General features: G+C 74.1%; 17 protein-coding genes and 7 tRNA genes. 14 read left to right on the top strand and 10 right to left on the bottom strand.

Annotated elements, in window-relative coordinates:
* The first annotated feature begins 335 nt into the window (after window positions 1-335).
* The gene (locus tag CP974_RS04150) at window positions 336-542 is read left to right on the top strand and encodes a hypothetical protein (RefSeq protein ID WP_031136664.1); all 207 of its coding nucleotides are present in this window, start codon (window positions 336-338) and stop codon (window positions 540-542) included.
* Window positions 543-732: 190 nt separating this feature from the next.
* Here the strand turns inward: CP974_RS04150 and CP974_RS04145 are convergent.
* From CP974_RS04145 to CP974_RS04125, 5 genes are all read right to left on the bottom strand, one after another.
* Window positions 733-804: transfer RNA gene (locus tag CP974_RS04145), tRNA-Val, on the bottom strand.
* Between the two features lie 48 nt (window positions 805-852).
* Window positions 853-924, bottom strand: a tRNA-Val gene (locus CP974_RS04140).
* A 29-nt stretch (window positions 925-953) separates the two neighbouring features.
* Window positions 954-1,025: transfer RNA gene (locus CP974_RS04135), tRNA-Val, on the bottom strand.
* 1 nt (window position 1,026) lies between these two features.
* Window positions 1,027-1,100 (bottom strand) — tRNA-Cys (locus CP974_RS04130).
* Window positions 1,101-1,135: 35 nt separating this feature from the next.
* Window positions 1,136-1,208 (bottom strand) — tRNA-Gly (locus CP974_RS04125).
* A gap of 330 nt (window positions 1,209-1,538) precedes the next feature.
* Here CP974_RS04125 and CP974_RS04120 point away from each other — a divergent pair.
* Genes CP974_RS04120 through CP974_RS04110 form a run of 3 tightly spaced genes read left to right on the top strand, consistent with a single transcriptional unit; the run spans window position 1,539 to window position 4,256 of the window.
* Window positions 1,539-2,594 (top strand): chorismate-binding protein, encoded by a 1,056-nt coding sequence (locus tag CP974_RS04120; protein WP_031134155.1) that lies wholly within the window; start codon window positions 1,539-1,541, stop codon window positions 2,592-2,594.
* 2 nt (window positions 2,595-2,596) lie between these two features.
* A complete protein-coding gene (locus CP974_RS04115; protein ID WP_031134153.1) occupies window positions 2,597-3,409 on the top strand; it encodes an aminotransferase class IV in 813 nt (270 codons plus the stop codon).
* Between the two features lie 43 nt (window positions 3,410-3,452).
* Complete coding sequence (locus CP974_RS04110; RefSeq protein ID WP_031134151.1) at window positions 3,453-4,256, top strand: GNAT family N-acetyltransferase; 804 nt, start codon at window positions 3,453-3,455, stop codon at window positions 4,254-4,256.
* A 55-nt stretch (window positions 4,257-4,311) separates the two neighbouring features.
* On the opposite strand, the gene CP974_RS04105 is transcribed toward CP974_RS04110, so the two are convergent.
* Window positions 4,312-4,833: a DsbA family protein gene (locus CP974_RS04105; RefSeq protein WP_031134149.1), complete on the bottom strand. Its 522-nt coding sequence runs from the start codon at window positions 4,831-4,833 to the stop codon at window positions 4,312-4,314.
* Window positions 4,834-5,123: 290 nt separating this feature from the next.
* On the opposite strand from CP974_RS04105, the gene CP974_RS04100 reads away from it, so the two are divergent.
* Window positions 5,124-5,567: a hypothetical protein gene (locus tag CP974_RS04100; RefSeq protein ID WP_031134147.1), complete on the top strand. Its 444-nt coding sequence runs from the start codon at window positions 5,124-5,126 to the stop codon at window positions 5,565-5,567.
* 382 nt (window positions 5,568-5,949) lie between these two features.
* Window positions 5,950-6,102 carry a hypothetical protein gene (locus CP974_RS29430; protein WP_162887755.1) on the top strand — a complete coding sequence of 51 codons (153 nt, stop codon included), beginning with the start codon at window positions 5,950-5,952 and terminating at the stop codon, window positions 6,100-6,102.
* Window positions 6,103-6,138: 36 nt separating this feature from the next.
* On the opposite strand, the gene CP974_RS04095 is transcribed toward CP974_RS29430, so the two are convergent.
* Together CP974_RS04095 and CP974_RS04090 are read right to left on the bottom strand one after the other, a co-directional pair.
* The gene (locus CP974_RS04095) at window positions 6,139-6,699 is read right to left on the bottom strand and encodes a CGNR zinc finger domain-containing protein (RefSeq protein WP_031131285.1); all 561 of its coding nucleotides are present in this window, start codon (window positions 6,697-6,699) and stop codon (window positions 6,139-6,141) included.
* Window positions 6,700-7,077: 378 nt separating this feature from the next.
* Entirely contained in the window at window positions 7,078-7,491 is a 414-nt protein-coding gene (locus tag CP974_RS04090; RefSeq protein WP_003959770.1) for an SsgA family sporulation/cell division regulator, read from the bottom strand.
* Window positions 7,492-7,689: 198 nt separating this feature from the next.
* Here CP974_RS04090 and CP974_RS04085 point away from each other — a divergent pair, with 198 nt between their 5' ends.
* The 4 genes from CP974_RS04085 to CP974_RS04070 all read left to right on the top strand — a co-directional run bounded on the left by CP974_RS04085 (window position 7,690) and on the right by CP974_RS04070 (window position 9,079).
* Window positions 7,690-8,157: a TIGR02611 family protein gene (locus CP974_RS04085; RefSeq protein WP_031131287.1), complete on the top strand. Its 468-nt coding sequence runs from the start codon at window positions 7,690-7,692 to the stop codon at window positions 8,155-8,157.
* 63 nt (window positions 8,158-8,220) lie between these two features.
* A tRNA-Val gene (locus tag CP974_RS04080) sits at window positions 8,221-8,295 on the top strand.
* A 259-nt stretch (window positions 8,296-8,554) separates the two neighbouring features.
* Window positions 8,555-8,965, top strand: coding sequence for an SRPBCC family protein (locus CP974_RS04075; RefSeq protein ID WP_051839359.1), 411 nt, complete (start codon window positions 8,555-8,557; stop codon window positions 8,963-8,965).
* Window positions 8,966-9,004: 39 nt separating this feature from the next.
* Window positions 9,005-9,079, top strand: a tRNA-Val gene (locus CP974_RS04070).
* 108 nt (window positions 9,080-9,187) lie between these two features.
* Here the strand turns inward: CP974_RS04070 and CP974_RS04065 are convergent.
* Window positions 9,188-9,916, bottom strand: coding sequence for a 3'-5' exonuclease (locus tag CP974_RS04065; RefSeq protein ID WP_031131291.1), 729 nt, complete (start codon window positions 9,914-9,916; stop codon window positions 9,188-9,190).
* Window positions 9,917-10,066: 150 nt separating this feature from the next.
* Between CP974_RS04065 and CP974_RS04060 the strand changes: the two genes are divergently transcribed.
* The 4 genes from CP974_RS04060 to CP974_RS04045 all read left to right on the top strand — a co-directional run bounded on the left by CP974_RS04060 (window position 10,067) and on the right by CP974_RS04045 (window position 14,652).
* Complete coding sequence (locus CP974_RS04060; RefSeq protein ID WP_031131294.1) at window positions 10,067-10,627, top strand: DUF4365 domain-containing protein; 561 nt, start codon at window positions 10,067-10,069, stop codon at window positions 10,625-10,627.
* Entirely contained in the window at window positions 10,627-11,880 is a 1,254-nt protein-coding gene (locus CP974_RS04055; protein WP_031131296.1) for a hypothetical protein, read from the top strand. Before CP974_RS04060 ends, CP974_RS04055 begins: the two co-directional genes overlap by 1 nt.
* Before the next feature lie 146 nt (window positions 11,881-12,026).
* Complete coding sequence (gene thrS / locus CP974_RS04050) at window positions 12,027-14,006, top strand: threonine--tRNA ligase (RefSeq protein ID WP_031131299.1); 1,980 nt, start codon at window positions 12,027-12,029, stop codon at window positions 14,004-14,006.
* A gap of 85 nt (window positions 14,007-14,091) precedes the next feature.
* The gene (locus CP974_RS04045) at window positions 14,092-14,652 is read left to right on the top strand and encodes an HIT family protein (RefSeq protein ID WP_031131301.1); all 561 of its coding nucleotides are present in this window, start codon (window positions 14,092-14,094) and stop codon (window positions 14,650-14,652) included.
* On the opposite strand, the gene CP974_RS04040 is transcribed toward CP974_RS04045, so the two are convergent.
* Entirely contained in the window at window positions 14,653-16,275 is a 1,623-nt protein-coding gene (locus CP974_RS04040) for an AbeC-like domain-containing protein (protein WP_031131304.1), read from the bottom strand. It lies immediately after the preceding gene.
* Between the last annotated feature and the right edge of the window lie 125 nt (window positions 16,276-16,400).

Here is a 16,400-nt window from a genome sequence, read left to right as displayed (position 1 = left end):
CCCGGACGGGCACGTGAGGGAAGTCACCCGGACGCGGTTCGGTGCCCCCCACCGCCCCCGCCGCTCCACTCCGCCCCGCCCGCCCCGCCTCCTCCTCCTCCTGCCCGCTCGTCGACCGGGACCCCTCCGGGAAGACCCGTACGGCGGAGCCGCCGTCTCCAACCAGGGGAGTACGCCGCGGGCGGGGCCCTCCTCCTGGAGGAGGCCCGCCAATCGGTACGCGGGCATGACGCCCGGCCGCGCCCCGTTTCCTAGGGTTGTCCTCGTGCGGCGGGTGCAGCACTCGTCCCCCGAGGAACCGACACCCGCCGCCGCAGACAGATGGGAGAGGAGCCATGGCGGACACGGCAGCGCGGACGGTGGTCCGTACGCGGGGACGGAAGGCGTTCATCGCCTCGTTCAGCGGCCGTCCGGGCCGTCGCCACCCCCTGGTGGCGACGGCGATGGTCCTCCCGCTGGCCGCTCTCCTGGTCGTCGCGTTCGGCGGCTGGGAGGCGGTCATGACACAGGCGTCGTCCGTGGGCGTGATGCTGGGGCGCTGAGCGGGCGCCCCGGGTCCGGGAGAGCGGCCCGGACCGGGACATCCGGCCAACCCCGTGGGGACGGGGGTGCGGCGGACGGCAGTGGCGGCGGGACGGCTGGGGAGCCGGCCCGCCGCCACTTCTCTGCCCGCCCGCGCCCACGACGAAGGAGCCCCCGTCCGCGGCGGGCGGACGGGGGCTCCCTCGTCTGTGGACGATACTGGGATTGAACCAGTGACCTCTTCCGTGTCAGGGAAGCGCTCTCCCGCTGAGCTAATCGTCCTCGGGACCACCGATCCGTGACGGTGCGTACGGATCCGTGGGCACTGCGTGCGCGATACTGGGATTGAACCAGTGACCTCTTCCGTGTCAGGGAAGCGCTCTCCCGCTGAGCTAATCGCGCGGGGAAGCCGCTGCTACCAGCGGTTTCAGTGGACGATACTGGGATTGAACCAGTGACCTCTTCCGTGTCAGGGAAGCGCTCTCCCGCTGAGCTAATCGTCCTTGGAGGTGGAGACGGGATTTGAACCCGTGTAGACGGCTTTGCAGGCCGTTGCCTCGCCTCTCGGCCACTCCACCAGGAGTGCGGGGGTCGGGAAGATCCCCCACGTTCGAGCGGACGACGAGATTCGAACTCGCGACCCTCACCTTGGCAAGGTGATGCTCTACCAACTGAGCCACGTCCGCCTGTCGTTTCCGGTCCGCTTGCGCGTCCCGGCGACGTGTTGAACTCTAGCGGATTCCCGGGCCAGCACAAAAACGCGTTTCCGCAGCGTGCTGCACCCGCCGTCCCGCAGGCCCCGCCCCCGCCCCCCGCGGCGCCCCCGCCCGTGGCCCTCACGCGGCGCGTCCGCGGCCCCCGTGCCGCCGAACCGGCCCCCACCGCGGGTCCGCCCCGAGCCGCCCCGCGCCATACCGCCCCCGCACGGTCACGGGCGGGAGCGGGCGGGGGCGGCCCACGCGGCCCGGCGCCCCCGCCCGGCGGTCGGGCCGCCCCGGCCGCCCTACACTCGCAGCGTGTACGACCTCGCTCCTCTGGCCCGCTTCGGCGGGCTCCTCGCCACCGACCTGCGGGACGTCACCAGCGATCCGGAGGCCCTGGAGTCCTCCGGGTTCTGGGCCGTCGCCGCCGACTTCGAGGGCCGCCTCACCTGCGCCCGCTTCGGAGACGTCCGCCCCGACCCGGTGCCCGCGCCGGTGCCCGGCCGCTGGCGCGGGCCCGCCGCCGGCGACTGGACGTCGTCGCTCGACCGCGAGGCGTACACCGCGGGCGTCCGCCGCATCCGCGCGTACATCGCGGCCGGCGAGGTGTACCAGGCGAACCTCTGCCGCGTCCTGTCCGCGCCGCTCCCGGCCGGCACCGCCGACGTGGACGCCCTCACCGCCCTGCTGGCCCGCGGCAACCCCGCCCCCTATGCAGGAACGATCCGCCTCCCCGCGCACGGCGTGGAGATCGCCACCGCCTCCCCCGAGCTGTACCTGCGCCGCGACGGCGCCACCGTCGAGTCCGGTCCCATCAAGGGCACCGGCAGGACCCCCGAGGACCTGCTGGAGAAGGACCACGCCGAGAACGTCATGATCGTCGACCTGGTCCGCAACGACCTCGGCCGCGTCTGCGCCACCGGCAGCGTCACCGTCCCGAGGCTCTGCGCCGTCGAACCCCACCCCGGCCTCGTCCACCTCGTCTCCACCGTGCGCGGCGAGCTGGGCCCCGGGGAGGGCTGGCCCGGCCTGCTGGCCGCCACCTTCCCGCCCGGCTCCGTCACCGGGGCCCCCAAGTCCAGCGCCCTTCGGATCATCGGCGAACTGGAGACGGCGCCCCGCGGCCCGTACTGCGGCGGCATCGGCTGGGTCGACGCCGACCGGCGCACCGGCGAGCTGGCCGTCGGCATCCGCACCTTCTGGATCGACCGGCGCGAGCACCGGGGCGTCCTGCGGTTCGGCACCGGCGCGGGCATCACCTGGGGCTCGGACCCGGAGCGGGAGTGGGAGGAGACCGAGCTGAAGGCGGCGCGCCTCCTCGCGGTAGCGTCGGGCCTGTACGAGGCGAGCGGGAGCGGAAGGACCATCTGACGATGAAGCTGTGGGTCAACGGCGAACTGCGGGACGCGGACGCTGCGACGATCTCCGTCCTGGACCACGGCCTGACCGTGGGCGACGGCGTCTTCGAGACGCTCAAGACCGTCGACGGCCGGCCCTTCGCCCTCGACCTCCACCTCGACCGGCTCGTCCGCTCCGCGCGCGGGCTCGGCCTGCCCGACCCGGACCTGGACGAGGTGCGCCGCGCGTGCGCCGCCGTCGTGGAGGCCAACCCGGTCCGGCTCGGCCGGCTGCGCGTCACGTACACCGGCGGGCTCTCCCCGCTCGGCTCCGACCGGGGCGACGCGGGCCCCAGCCTCTTCGTCGCCCTCGGCGAGACCGCCCCCCGCCCCGACACGACCGCGGTCGTCACCGTCCCCTGGACCCGCAACGAGCGCGGCGCCCTCACGGGCCTGAAGACCACCTCGTACGCGGAGAACGTCGTCGCCCTCGCCCACGCCCACCGCCAGGGGGCGTCCGAGGCGCTGTTCGCCAACACGGTCGGCCGGCTCTGCGAGGGGACCGGCTCCAACGTCTTCGTCGTCGTCGACGGCCGGATCCACACCCCGCCGCTGTCCTCCGGCTGCCTCGCCGGGATCACCCGGCACCTCGCCGTCGAGTGGACCGGCGCCCAGGAGACCGACCTCCCCATGGACGTGCTGCGCACGGCCGACGAGGTCTTCCTGACCTCCACGCTGCGCGACGTCCAGGCCGTCCACCGGGTGGACGGCCGCGAGCTGGGCACCGCGCCCGGCCCGGTCACCACCAAGGCCATGCGGCTCTTCGCCGAGCGGGCCGCCGCGATGTGAAGCGGTGATGGTCCGGGGCCGCGCGGTGGGTAGGTAACCGGTGATGACCACCACCCTGCGGCCGTCCGGGCCGCTCCAGCAGGCCGACGACGGCACCCTGGCGCGCTCCTACGAGGTGTGCGTCAACAGCCGTCCCGTCGGCGCCGTCCGCGTCGCCACGCTCCCCGCGCCCGGCCGCCCCCTCGGCACCATCAGCGACCTGCGGGTGGACGAGGCGGACCGCGGGCGCGGCCGGGGCACCGTCGCCGCGCTCGCCGCCGAGGAGGTGCTGCGCGGCTGGCGCTGCGAGCGGATACGGGTCAGCGTGCCCGCCGGCGCCCACGCCGCCCGCCGCCTCGCCGGCGCCCTCGGGTACGTCGAGACGGGCCACGTCCTCGCCAAGGACCTCGGCCCGGTGGACGGCGCCGATCCGGCCGATCCGGCCGATCCGGAGGGGCCCGTGCCCGGCGGGGTGGGGATCCGGGCCATGACGGACGCGGAGGCCGCCGCCTGGATCGCCGCCGAACCGGGCCGCGCCGCGCTGCTCCCCGACGGCCCCGCCACCGACGGCACCCGGCTCCACGTCGCGGTGCGCGACGGCACCCGGATCGGCCACCTGTGGACCGGATGGCGCGACCTGCCGACGGGGGAGCGGGTGCCGTACGTGTGGGAGGTCGCCGTCGCCGCGTCCGAGCGCGGCCGGGGCCACGGCCGCCGGCTGATGCGCTTCGCCGAGCGCGTCGTACGCGACGCGGGCGGCGGCCGGCTCGTCCTGCGGGTGGACCCGGGCAACGCCCCGGCCCGCGCGCTCTACGCGTCGCTCGGCTACCGGCCGCTGCTCACGGACCTCGAGAAGACCCTGTACTGACGCGCCGGGGTGCGCGGCCCCGCGAGTCCCGGGGCCCGCCCCCCGGCGCGGCGGGTCAGCCGCCGGCCAGCAGCCGGTCGGCGATCTCCTCGACGCGGGCGCGCAGGCCCTCCTGGCTCTTGCCGCCGTCCAGCCGCTCGCCGCCGATCACGTAGGTCGGGGTGCCGGTCACGCCGATGGCCTTGCCCTCGGCCTGGTCGGCGTCGACCGCCAGCAGGTGCCGCCCGTCGATGAGCGCGGTGTCGAACTCCTCGTCGTCCAGACCCAGTTCCCGCGCCACCTGGAGCAGGTACGCCTCGCCCCGCGCGTCCAGCTCCGCCACGCCCCCGAGGACCCGCTCCACATACGGCCAGCCCGCGCCCTGCGCCAGGGCCTCCTCGGCGGCCTGCGCGGCGGCGTACGCGTGCTTGTGCTTCTCCAGCGGGAAGTGGCGCAGCCGCACCTCCAGCCGGTCGCCGTAGCGGTCCCGCAGGGCGCGCAGGTCCTCCAGCGCGGTCCGGCAGTCGGGGCACTGCAGCTCGCACCAGACGTCGAGGACGACGGGGCGGGCGGTGGGGTCGGTGGTGGAGTCGTTCATGGGGGCCAGTCTCCCAGCCCCGCCACCGCCGCCCCAACCCGGCCGGGGGCACCGGCGCCGCCCGCGAGGCGCCTCCGCAAGCGCCCCGAAAGCCCGCACACCGCCCGGCGCGCCCCTCGCACACCCGCGGCCACCCGGGCGAGTCCCCCTGGCGAATCCCTGGGGGAGTACCAGGGAAGTCCCGGAGATCTCCCGGAGATCGGGCGCGGCCCGCCTCCGGCCGTGGCCCGAGGGCGCCCGGACGATGCAGGATGGAAGAGACATGGCGTCCAGGGCCGGTGGAGGACCCGATGCTTGCCGAAACGATCTGCTCCGCGGTGGCCGCCGCGGGGCTGGGCATCGCGGCGATCACCGCGTACCGCAGGCGGTTCCTCGCCGCGGTCCGCGTCGCCGCCTACGCGCTGGTGCCGCTCGGCCTGGTGCTGACGGGGGCGGTCGAATGGCTGGCCCGCACGGCCTTCAGCCCGGTGGCGTGGGCCGGGTTCGGCCTGCTCGGCGCGTCCTGGCTGATGTTCGCCGGTACGCGGGCGGTCGAGCGGCGCCGGGGCGGCGCCGGGGGCCGGGAGCGCCGTGCGGCCGCGGCCGGGTCCGGGGGGCCGGCGGCGGCCGCGCCCGGAGCCGCTCGACCGCCGCTGGACCCCGGCAAGCGCCGCAAGGCCGCGGACACGGGCCCGGGCGCGCCCGCCGACGACTTCAGCGAGATCGAGGCCATCCTCAAGAAGCACGGCATCTGACCCGGCCCTCTCTTCTCTCGGCGCGTTGCGCCTCCGGGGGCTGGTGGGCGGGTGCCGAGCCGACCCCCCTCGTTCGGCGCGTTGCGCCTCCGGGGCGCTGTGAGCGGGTGCCGAGCCGCCCTCCGTGCTCGGCCCTCCTTCGTCGGGCGCTCCGCCCTCCGTGCTCGGCCCTCCTTCGTCGGGCGCTGCGCGCGGATGTCGTCTCGGCACCCGCGCGCCCCTTCGGCTCCACGCGCGGTCCAGGGGGCCCGAGGGTGGCGCGAGGGGTGGCGGTGGGAGGCGGAGCGGCAGCGCTCGATCGGGGTTTGCGGTGAACTGCCCCTGTTTGCCGGGGCCGTTGCGTCCGGGGCGGCCGATCGGCTGCGCCATGATCGGCCCCGAGATGCTCGATACCTCGCGGGGGCAGGACCCCGCCCCCACCGAAGAAGCGCGCGGCTGCCTGTTCGCGCTCTCCCAGCCACCGCTCATGATCTTCCTGACGGTGATCGGCGTGCTCCTCCTGATGGCGTCGCTGCACGACCTCTTCCTGCTGTGAGGCCGCTCGCCGGAAGGCCGCCCGCCGCGCGTCCGGTCAGCCGGCCGCCGCGTCCTTGCGCCGCGCCCGGTAGGCGGCCACGTGCAGCCGGTTGCCGCAGGTGCGGCTGTCGCAGTAGCGGCGCGAGCGGTTGCGGGACAGGTCCACGAAGGCCCGGCGGCAGTCGGGGGCCTCGCAGCGGCGCAGCCGCTCCCGTTCGCCCGCCACCAGGATGAACGCCAGCGCCATGCCGCAGTCGGCCGCGAGGTGGTCGGCGACCGAGGCGCCGGGGGCGAAGTAGTGGACGTGCCAGTCGTAGCCGTCGTGGTCGGTGAGCTGCGGCGTGGTGCCGGCGGCGGCGACCAGCTGGTTGATCAGCCCGGCGGCCGTACGGGCGTCCGGCGCGGCGAACACCTCCGCGAACCGGTCCCGCACCTCCTGCACGGCCCGCAGGTCGCGCGGCCCGAGCTCGCCGACGCCGCTCACCTGGTGGCCCTCCACGAACGCGTACAGCGACGGCACGTCCCCGAGGGTCTCGCCGCGGCCGCCCTCCGGCGCGGTGTTCATCAGGTCGACGACGGTGTCGAGGGCGATCCGGGTGTCGTGGGGGATCAGCACGCTTCTTCCGCTCCCTGGCCTGCCGCGGGCGGGCGCCCGACGGATTCCGTCGACTCTAGCGGCTCCGCCTCGGGGCCCCGCCGGACGCCCGCCGCCGCCGGCCGGTCCTCCCGGTCCCGTCATCCCTGCCCGCCCCGCCTGTCGCGGCCCGCCCGTCCGTCCCCGCCCGGCACGTTCCCGCCCGGCACGTACCCGGCGCCCGCCCGCCGACCGCGACCGCGCACACGGGTACGCCGCCACCGCGACGACGCGCGATGACGGCGTACCCGTCCACCCTGTCCACCGGACCGCCGCCCGCACACCGTGCGAAGGCCGCGGAAGGGTGTCCCGGCGCCGTCGCCCCGAGTCGGACGGCGCCGGATGGCTCCTGTGTCCCGTTCAGCTCTCCGCGAGGATGTGCGAGAGCTCCGTGTCCAGGTCGAAGTGTCGGTGCTCGGTACCGGGCGGCACGGCCGCGTCGGTGCGCTTGAGGAAGGACTCCAGGGCCCGCGCGGGGGCCTCCAGCAGCGCCTCGCCCTCCGGGGAGCTGAGGGCGATGCAGACGACGCCCTGACCGTGGCTGCGGGACGGCCAGACCCTGACGTCGCCGGTTCCGGTGGGGCGGTGCAGCCCCTCGGCGAGAAGATCGCGGGCGAAGACCCACTCGACCGTCTCCTCGGCTCCGGTGTGGAAGGTGGCGTGCACGGCATAGGGATCGGCCGTGTCATACCGCAGGCCCGCCGGAACAGGCAGTGAGGACTCGCTCGATACAACGAGGCGCAGGTGCAGCTCGCAGCTGACCGTGGTGTTCATAAGCGCCATGGCCTTTCGCTCAGTGTGCGCTCGGGGATTCGCACGTCGGCCAAATCGACATCCCACCTTCGGTGCCGTTGTAAACCCCTCTGACCGTTTTACGGTGTCTTGGGTACCTCGAACGGCGGTGCGTAACCTCAGGTAACCGACCTTTTTCAGCAAAGGCGGCCGGGCGGCCCGTCGGGTAAGTTTGGCCTTATGAGCGCGGAGAGTGACGAGCGGGGCAAGGTCGCCCAGGTGGCGACCGGAGCGCCCGCGGCGGGGGACGTGGAGCACTACCCGAACGGAGAGGAGCGGCCGCTCGGGTCGCGGGCGCCCGCCTTCGTCAAGGCCCGGCGCACCCTGCACATGGGCTGGCAGGCCGGGGTCTTCCTCATCGGCCTCGCGGTCGTCGTGGTCGGCGTGCTCATGCTCGTGCTGCCGGGCCCGGGCTGGCTCGTCATCTTCGCCGGGATGGCCATCTGGGCGACCGAGTTCGTCTGGGCGCAGCTGGTCCTGCGCTGGACGAAGCGCAAGGTCACCGAAGCCGCGCAGCGCGCCCTCGACCCGCGCGTGCGCCGCCGCAACATGATCCTCACCGCCGTCGGCCTCGTCATCGCCGGCGCCTTGATCGCCGTCTACGTGTGGAAGTTCGGCCTGGCGATGCCGTGGAGGGTCGCGGTCTGACGGCGGGGCTCCCGTCCCTGGTCAGGGCACCCGCTGACATGGGGTAATGTTTGCGGTGCGCCCGGGCGATTAGCTCAGTGGGAGAGCGCTTCGTTCACACCGAAGAGGTCACTGGTTCGAACCCAGTATCGCCCACCACCCGGCCCGAAGGCCCCGGAGAGATGATCTCCGGGGCCTTCGGCATACCCGGCCGCGTACGCGGCAGACGTCCCCCATGGACGGACAGGACCGCGAGCACGGAGAGGGCCGCGAAAGCCGTGGCGCCCCCGCCGGCCGCCCCCGCCGCCCCGCCCGCGCCTTCCGCGCGGCAGGCACGCGCACAGGCACCCGCGCCGAGAGCCCCCGCCGGACGGCCGGCGCGGAGCGGCACCACTACCGCTTCCGCAGCCGCTGGCCGCTGCCGGCGCCGCCCGCCGCCGTCTACGCCGTCCTCGAGCACCCCGAGCACTACCCCCGGTGGTGGCCGCAGGTCCGCGCCGCCCGCCGCGCCGGCGACGGCACCGTCACCACCCGCGTCCGCTCGGCGGTCCCCTACACCCTCACCGTCACGCTCGCCGCGCGCCGCCGCGACCCCGCCGCCCGCGTCCTCGAAGCCGCCCTCACCGGGGACGTGGAGGGCTGGGCCCGCTGGACGCTCACCCCCGACGGCCCGCGCCGCACCCTCGCCGTGTACGAGCAGGACGTCCACGCCCGCGCGCCCCTCCTGCGCCGGCTCGCCCTGCCCGCCCGGCCCCTGCTGCGCGCCAACCACGCCCTGATGATGCGGGCCGGCCGGCGCGCACTGGCCGAGCACCTCCGAGCGGTTTGAACGGAGCCCCGCGGGGCCTGTATGGTTCAGTGCGTTCCCGGGCGATTAGCTCAGCGGGAGAGCGCTTCGTTCACACCGAAGAGGTCACTGGTTCGAACCCAGTATCGCCCACCAGCAGAAGGCCGGTCCCGACAGCGGACCGGCCTTCGCGCGCTTTGCCCGGCCGTCCGCACCGCGCCCTCCGGCCGCGCTCCCCACCCGCGCCCCGGCCCCGAGACCCGCTCAGGCCGCCGCCGCCGACTGCTCCGGGCGCAGCGGCCACGCCGGATCCACCGCCTCGTCCGACCCGTTCCGCGCGAACCACTCCTGCAGCCCCCGCGCCTGCGCCGCGTGCCACACCGCCTGCCGGGCGTGCAACTCCGCCGCGGACAGCTCCTCCAGCCGCGCCGCGAACCGCCGCCCCACCGCCCGTACGACCTCCAGCGCCGCCGTCGCGTCCGCCGCGGCGTCGTGCGCCCCCTCCAGCGCCACCCCGTACTGCGCGCACAGGTCCGTCAGCGTCCGGCGGCCCTTGCGGTACCGGTCCAGATGCCGGTCCAGCACCCGCGGGTCCAGCACGCACAGCGGCACGTTCTGCAGGTACCGGGCCAGCGTCGACGCCCGGTGCCGTCGCAACTCCCGGTCCAGCAGCGTCAGGTCGAAGGGGGCGTTCATCACCACCAGCGGCCGGCCCACCGCGCACTGCTCCGCCAGCAGCCGGGCTATCTCGTCCACCACCGGCGCCGGCCAGCGCCCGTTGTGCCGCAGGTGCTCGTCGGTCAGGCCGTGCACCTCCGTCGCCCCCGGCGGCACGGGCACCCCCGGATTGACCAGCCACCGCGTCGTCCGCGGCCGCCCGCCCTCCGTGTCCTGCACCACCAGCGCCGCGGAGACGATCCTGTCCCGCTCGACGTCGATCCCCGTCGTCTCCGTGTCGAACGCGGCCAGGGGACCCTCGAACCAGCGCGCCATAGCCCGAACTCCTCGCAGCTCCACGGCAGATGGACCGCCCCCTGCCCGCAACGGTGATACCCGGACCGTTTGCCCCGTACGCCGCACGGTGACAACAGGCATATACGGCGACATGATTGACACACCACCAGCCCGGAAGGCACCAGGAGCATGGCGCTCGCCGCCCAGCCCGATCCCGGCACCCACCCGGCTCCGTCCCCGCGCGGCGCACTCGCCACCACCGCCTGCATGGAGACCCTCCAGGTCGGCTACCTCCACGCGGTCGCGGCCGCCGCAGGCTGCACCCTCTCCCAGCCCTTCCCCGACAACGGCATCGACTGGCACGTCAGCCACAGCGCCCCCGGCCACACCGTCGACGACGAGGTCACCATCAAGGTCCAGCTCAAGGCCACCTACCAGATCCCCCCGCGACCTCCCGGCCCCGCCTTCCCGTTCACCCTGGACAACGCCCACCTCGTCAAACTCGCCCGCACCCCCGTCGCCGTGCACAGGATCCTCGTCGTCATGCTCGTCCCGCGCGCCCGCGACGACTGGCTCCGCGCCCGCCACGACGGCCTCGACCTCCGCCACTGCTGCTACTGGACCAACCTCGCCGGCCACCCCGTCACCGGCCGCCGCCGCACGACCGTCCGCATACCGACCACGCGCGTCTTCGACGACCGCGCGCTCTGCGCGATCATGGGCCGAGTAGGAGCGGGAGGCACCCCCTGATGCGCCGACCGACCGGCGAGCACGCCCCCACCGACCCGCCCGGCGCTCCCCGCGTCGACCCGCGCGTCCTCACCGCGCTCCTCGGCCGCCACGGCTGGCACCGCACCGGAGGCGGCAGCGGCCCCTACACCCGCTGGACCCCGCCCGGCCCCGCGGCCGCCCCCAGCCTCCTCGTCCCCACCGGCCTCGACCTCGCCGACAGCCACGACCTCCTCGCCGAAGCGCTCACCGCCCTCGCCCGCACCACGGCCCCCTCCGCCCGCGCCGTCCTCACGGCCCTCGCCACCCCCAGCGACGAGATCCACTGGCACCGCGCCGCACCCGCCACCGCCGGCCCCGCCCCCTGGGCCGCCCAGGACCGCCTGCGCACCGCGGCCCGCAGGACCCTCCTCGCCGCCGCCCGCGCCGCCCACGGCCGCACCGGCCCCCGACGCCCCGCAGCCCTCTCCGACCGGGACCTCCCCGACCCGGACCTCCCCGACCGGGACCGCGCCGAGACGCCCGGCGCGCCCCCCGGCCGAAACCTCGCCGAGACCCTCCCCGGCCAAGCCCTGCCCGGCCCCTCCCTCCTCGACCACGTCCTCCTCACCACCCCGCCCGGCGACGCCCCGGCCCTCACGGCGTACCTCCCCGTCGACCCCGGCCGCCCCGTCACCGAACGCCTCCACCACGCGCTGCACGCCACCCGCGAGGCCGTCGACTACCAGCGCGCCACCGGCCGCCCCGACGCGTTCGACACCGCCGTCGCCGCGGGCGTCGGCCGCGAACTGACCGAAGCCCTCGTCGCCCTCGTCCACGGCACCGAAGGCGCCGCCGTCACCCTCGCCTGGGCCCCCGCGACCGGGGCCCCCGCCGGCTGCGCCGCCCGCCCGGAACCCGTCGAGTTCACCCCCGGCGACCTCCCCGCACTCCGCGAGGCCGGCGCCCGCTACCGGCGCGCCCGGTCCTCCGCGCCCGCCCGTGTCACCGGCACCGTCGTACGCCTGTGCCGCACGGGCTCCCGCGGGCCCGGCACCGTCCGGCTCCGCGTCCTCGCCGGGGCCGGCACCACCCACCTGCGCGCCACCCTCGACGAGGACGGCTACCGCACCGCCGTCCACGCCCACCTCGCCGGAGTGCCGCTGCGCGTCCACGGCCGCCTGGAGGTCCGCGGGGGCCGCCACCACCTCACCGGCACCCACGACGTGGCGGCGGTCCACGTCGACGACGCCGAACGCGACCGGCTGACGAAGACCCTGGACGAGGACGGCTGACGAGGACGACCGGCGAGGGCGACCGGCGGGCAGGGGAGCGCCGGCCCGGCCGTGAACCGTTTCGCGAGGGGCCGGGACGGCTCGGTACCATTCCCTCCTACGCGCGCGCCCCCCGGGGCGCTCACCCCTTCAGTCAGGAGAGACCGGTGTCAGACGTCCGTGTGATCATCCAACGCGATTCCGAGCGGGAAGAGCGCGTGGTGACGACGGGCACTACGGCCGCCGACCTCTTCGCCGGCGAGCGCGCCATCGTCGCGGCCCGCGTGGACGGCGAGCTGAGGGACCTCGCGTACGAGCTCAGGGACGGCGAGGCCGTCGAGGGCGTCGAGATCTCCTCCGAGGACGGTCTCGCCATCCTGCGCCACTCCACCGCGCACGTCATGGCCCAGGCCGTCCAGGAGCTGTTCCCCGAGGCCAAGCTCGGCATCGGCCCGCCCATCAAGGACGGCTTCTACTACGACTTCGACGTCGAGAAGCCGTTCACGCCCGAGGACCTCAAGGCCGTCGAGAAGAAGATGCAGGAGATCCAGAAGCGCGGCCAGCGGTTCGCGCGCCGGGTCACCACCGACGAGGCCGCCCGCGAGGAGCTGGCGGGCGAGCCGTACAAGCTGGAGCTGATCGGCCTCAAGGGCAACGCCGCGCAGGCCGCCGAGGGCGCGGACGCCGAGGTCGGCGGCGGCGAGCTGACCATCTACGACAACCTCGACGCCAAGACCGGCGAGCTGTGCTGGAAGGACCTCTGCCGCGGCCCGCACCTGCCGACCACCCGCGCCATCCCGGCGTTCAAGCTGATGCGCTCGGCCGCCGCGTACTGGCGGGGCAGCGAGAAGAACCCGCAGCTCCAGCGGATCTACGGCACCGCCTGGCCGTCCAAGGACGAGCTGAAGGCGCACCTGGACTTCCTCGCCGAGGCCGAGAAGCGCGACCACCGCAAGCTGGGCGCCGAGCTCGACCTGTTCTCCTTCCCGGACGAGCTCGGTCCGGGCCTGGCGGTGTTCCACCCCCGGGGCGGCGTGATCCGCAAGGTGATGGAGGACTACTCGCGCCGGCGCCACGAGGCCTCCGGCTACGAGTTCGTCAACACCCCGCACATCTCGAAGGAGCGCCTCTTCGAGATCTCCGGGCACCTGCCGCACTACGCGGAGGGCATGTTCCCCGCCATAGAGTTCGACGAGCAGAACTACCGCCTCAAGGCGATGAACTGCCCGATGCACAACCTGGTCTTCAAGGCCCGCGGGCGCTCCTACCGGGAGCTGCCGCTGCGGCTGTTCGAGTTCGGCACCGTCTACCGGTACGAGAAGTCGGGCGTCGTGCACGGTCTGACCCGTTCGCGCGGCTTCACCCAGGACGACTCGCACATCTACTGCACCCGGGAGCAGATGCCGCAGGAGCTCGACGCGCTCCTCACCTTCGTCCTGGACCTCCTGCGCGACTACGGCCTGACCGAGTTCGAGCTGGAGCTCTCCACCCGCGACGACTCGGACAAGTTCATCGGCTCGGACGAGGACTGGGAGGAGGCCACCGAGGCGCTCCGCCAGGCCGCCGAGAAGCAGGGCCTGCCGCTGGTCCCGGACCCGGGCGGCGCGGCGTACTACGGCCCGAAGATCTCGGTGCAGGCCAAGGACGCCATCGGCCGTTCCTGGCAGATGTCCACCATCCAGGTCGACTTCAACCAGCCGAAGCGCTTCAACCTGGAGTACACGGCGGCGGACGGCTCGCGCCGGCAGCCCGTCATGATCCACCGTGCGCTCTTCGGCTCCATCGAGCGCTTCTTCGGCGTGCTGCTGGAGCACTACGCCGGTGCCTTCCCGGCCTGGCTCGCCCCGCTCCAGGCGGTCGGCATCCCGGTCGGGGACGCCCACGTCGAGTACCTCCACGAGTTCGCCGCCGAGGCGAAGCGCAAGGGCCTGCGGGTCGAGGTGGACGCGTCCTCGGACCGGATGCAGAAGAAGATCAGGAACCACCAGAAGCTGAAGGTCCCCTTCATGATCATCGTGGGGGACGACGACATGAGCGCGGGCACGGTCTCCTTCCGCTACCGCGACGGCTCGCAGAAGAACGGGATCCCCCGGGACCTCGCGCTCGCCGAGCTGGTCGACGTGGTGGAGCGCCGCGTACAGGTGTAGCGCCGCGTGCGGGCGTGACGAGGACACCAGGGGCGGTACCCGGCCGGGTACCGCCCCTCGGCGCACCCGGGCAGGGGCGGGCCATATGCTGAACCGCATGACGAATGAGCCGGAACAGCAGATCGGAGTGGGGACGCCGGACGCGTTCCAGCGTCTGTGGACGCCCCACCGGATGGCGTACATCCAGGGCGAGAACAAGCCCACCGATTCGGGGGCCGGCGACGGCTGCCCCTTCTGCTCGATCCCGGCGAAGTCGGACGAGGACGGACTCGTCGTCGCGCGCGGCGAGAGCGTCTACGCCGTGCTGAACCTCTACCCGTACAACGGCGGCCATCTGATGATCGTCCCGTTCCGGCACGTCGCCGACTACACGGAGCTGGACGAGGCGGAGACCGCCGAGCTGGCCGCCTTCACCAAGCGGGCGATGACCGCGCTGCGTACGGCGTCGGGGGCGCACGGCTTCAACCTGGGCATGAACCAGGGGGCCGCCGCGGGCGCCGGGATCGCCGCCCACCTGCACCAGCACATCGTGCCGAGGTGGGGCGGCGACACCAACTTCATGCCGGTCACCGCCCACACCAAGGTGCTCCCGCAGCTGCTGGCCGACACGCGCCGCATGCTCGCCGACGCCTGGCCGGCCGCCTGATCAGGCGTCGTACACGTCGGCCTTCTTCGGCGCCGGGTCGGCGGTGAAGTTGCTGCCCGCCAGCGAGGTCGTGTCCACGCCGTGCTCGTCCAGCATCTTGACGGTCGCGGCGTGCACGGCGCGCATCACGGGCGTGGAGGCGCGGATCACGTCGTCGGCCATGAAGCGGTGCTTCCACGGGGCCTCCGCCCAGGCGTGGCGCAGGCCGAACGGCTCGGGCAGCACGAGCTTGCCGCCGAGGAAGTCGAGGACCGGCGGGAACCAGGTGAGCGGGGCCCGGACGGCGAGGCGGACGACCTCGTTGGTCTCCACCAGGGGCAGCTTGATGTCGCGGGTCTCCCAGAACCGTATGGTCTTGGAGACCGTCTTCGTCTTCGCGGCGGGCTTGCTCGTGAAGAGGGAGTGCACCGGGCCGAGCGCGTGCCCGGAGACCTCGATGCGCAGGGTGTGCAGCAGCGCCGTGACGGTGACGAGCATGGTGAGGACGAGCTGGCCGTCCCAGAGGACGAACTGCACGCCGAGGTAGTGGCGGTTGCCCTTGCCGAACTGGTTCTCGTTGCAGACGCGCTGGATCTCGTGCGGCTTGACCTGGAAGTGGACGACGTCCTCGCCGTCGGGGCGCGAGACCTCCTTGGCGCCGTCGCCGACGGGCACGACGATCCAGTGGTTGACCGACGGGGTGGGGAAACCGCTCTTGAGCGAGCCCCGCTCCAGCAGTTTCAGCTGGTCGTGGATGGGGCGCACCACGTCCCAGGTGCGGAAGGCGTGGATCTCCTTGCCGTCGCGGGGCTTCAGCTCCTCGGCGAGGTGCCAGCCGCCCCAGCGGGTGCCCATGCCGAGTATGCCGCGCGGCCCGGCGTAGAAGACGACGTTGGAGCGCTGCTCGGCGGTGAGCTTCTCCAGGGACTGGCGCAGCTCCTCGGCGGCGGTCTCGCCGGGGCTCTGCGGGACCGCCTCGGGGATCTTGGCGGCGACCCCGCCTCCGCTGAGCAGCGCCTCCCAGCGGGCGCGCAGGTCGCGGGCGGTGGTCTCGCAGACGTGCTTGGCGAGGAACCAGCCGACCACCGGAGCGATGATCATGGCGCGCAGGTAGAGGGACAGGAAGCCGTCGAACGGCAGCTTGACCATGACGAGCACGGCGAGGATGGCGAAGCCCGCGAGGAGGGCCGTGCCGGCGGCCCCGGCGCGCTTGTTGGCGGCCCCCGCGAGGGTGCGGCGGATCTGGAAGAGGACCAGCCACAGGAGCAGTCCGGGCAGGAACACCACGCCGCACAGCAGGGTGATGAGCGTGAGGCGCAGGTCGCGCTGCTTGCGGATGCGGTTGGCGGAGAGGCAGTGCTCGACGACCGGCTGGGGGTCGGTGCCGAAGGACTGGATGACGGCCGAGCGCCCGCCGCCGAGCATGCGGACGACGACGGCGCGGGAGAACGCCTCGCCCAGATTGGGCTCGAAGAGGGAGAACTTCCCCTTCTTGACCGTGGATTGGTACCAGTCGTTGTTGGCCTTGAGGATGTCCTCGAGCGGGCTGTCGCGGTACGCGGCGGAGGCCAGCGCGTTCGTGGCCACCGACTGCCCCGACGAGCCCTGGAGCGGGACCTGTGCCCCGGGACCGAAACTGTCCATCGTGTCTTCCGCCCCCATCGACGCATGTGCCGCAGCCGTTGTCCCCGCACTGCGGCCTTTCCCCACCGGGTGCGGGCGCACACCTGCTGACTCGGGCTCACCAGCCTATCGGGGAGCGGGGCGGC

The sequence above is a fragment of the Streptomyces fradiae ATCC 10745 = DSM 40063 genome, assembly GCF_008704425.1.
In the GTDB taxonomy this organism is placed as follows: domain Bacteria; phylum Actinomycetota; class Actinomycetes; order Streptomycetales; family Streptomycetaceae; genus Streptomyces; species Streptomyces fradiae.
The sequence above is the reverse complement of the archived record's forward strand: the minus strand, read 5'-3'. Positions and strand labels throughout refer to the sequence as shown.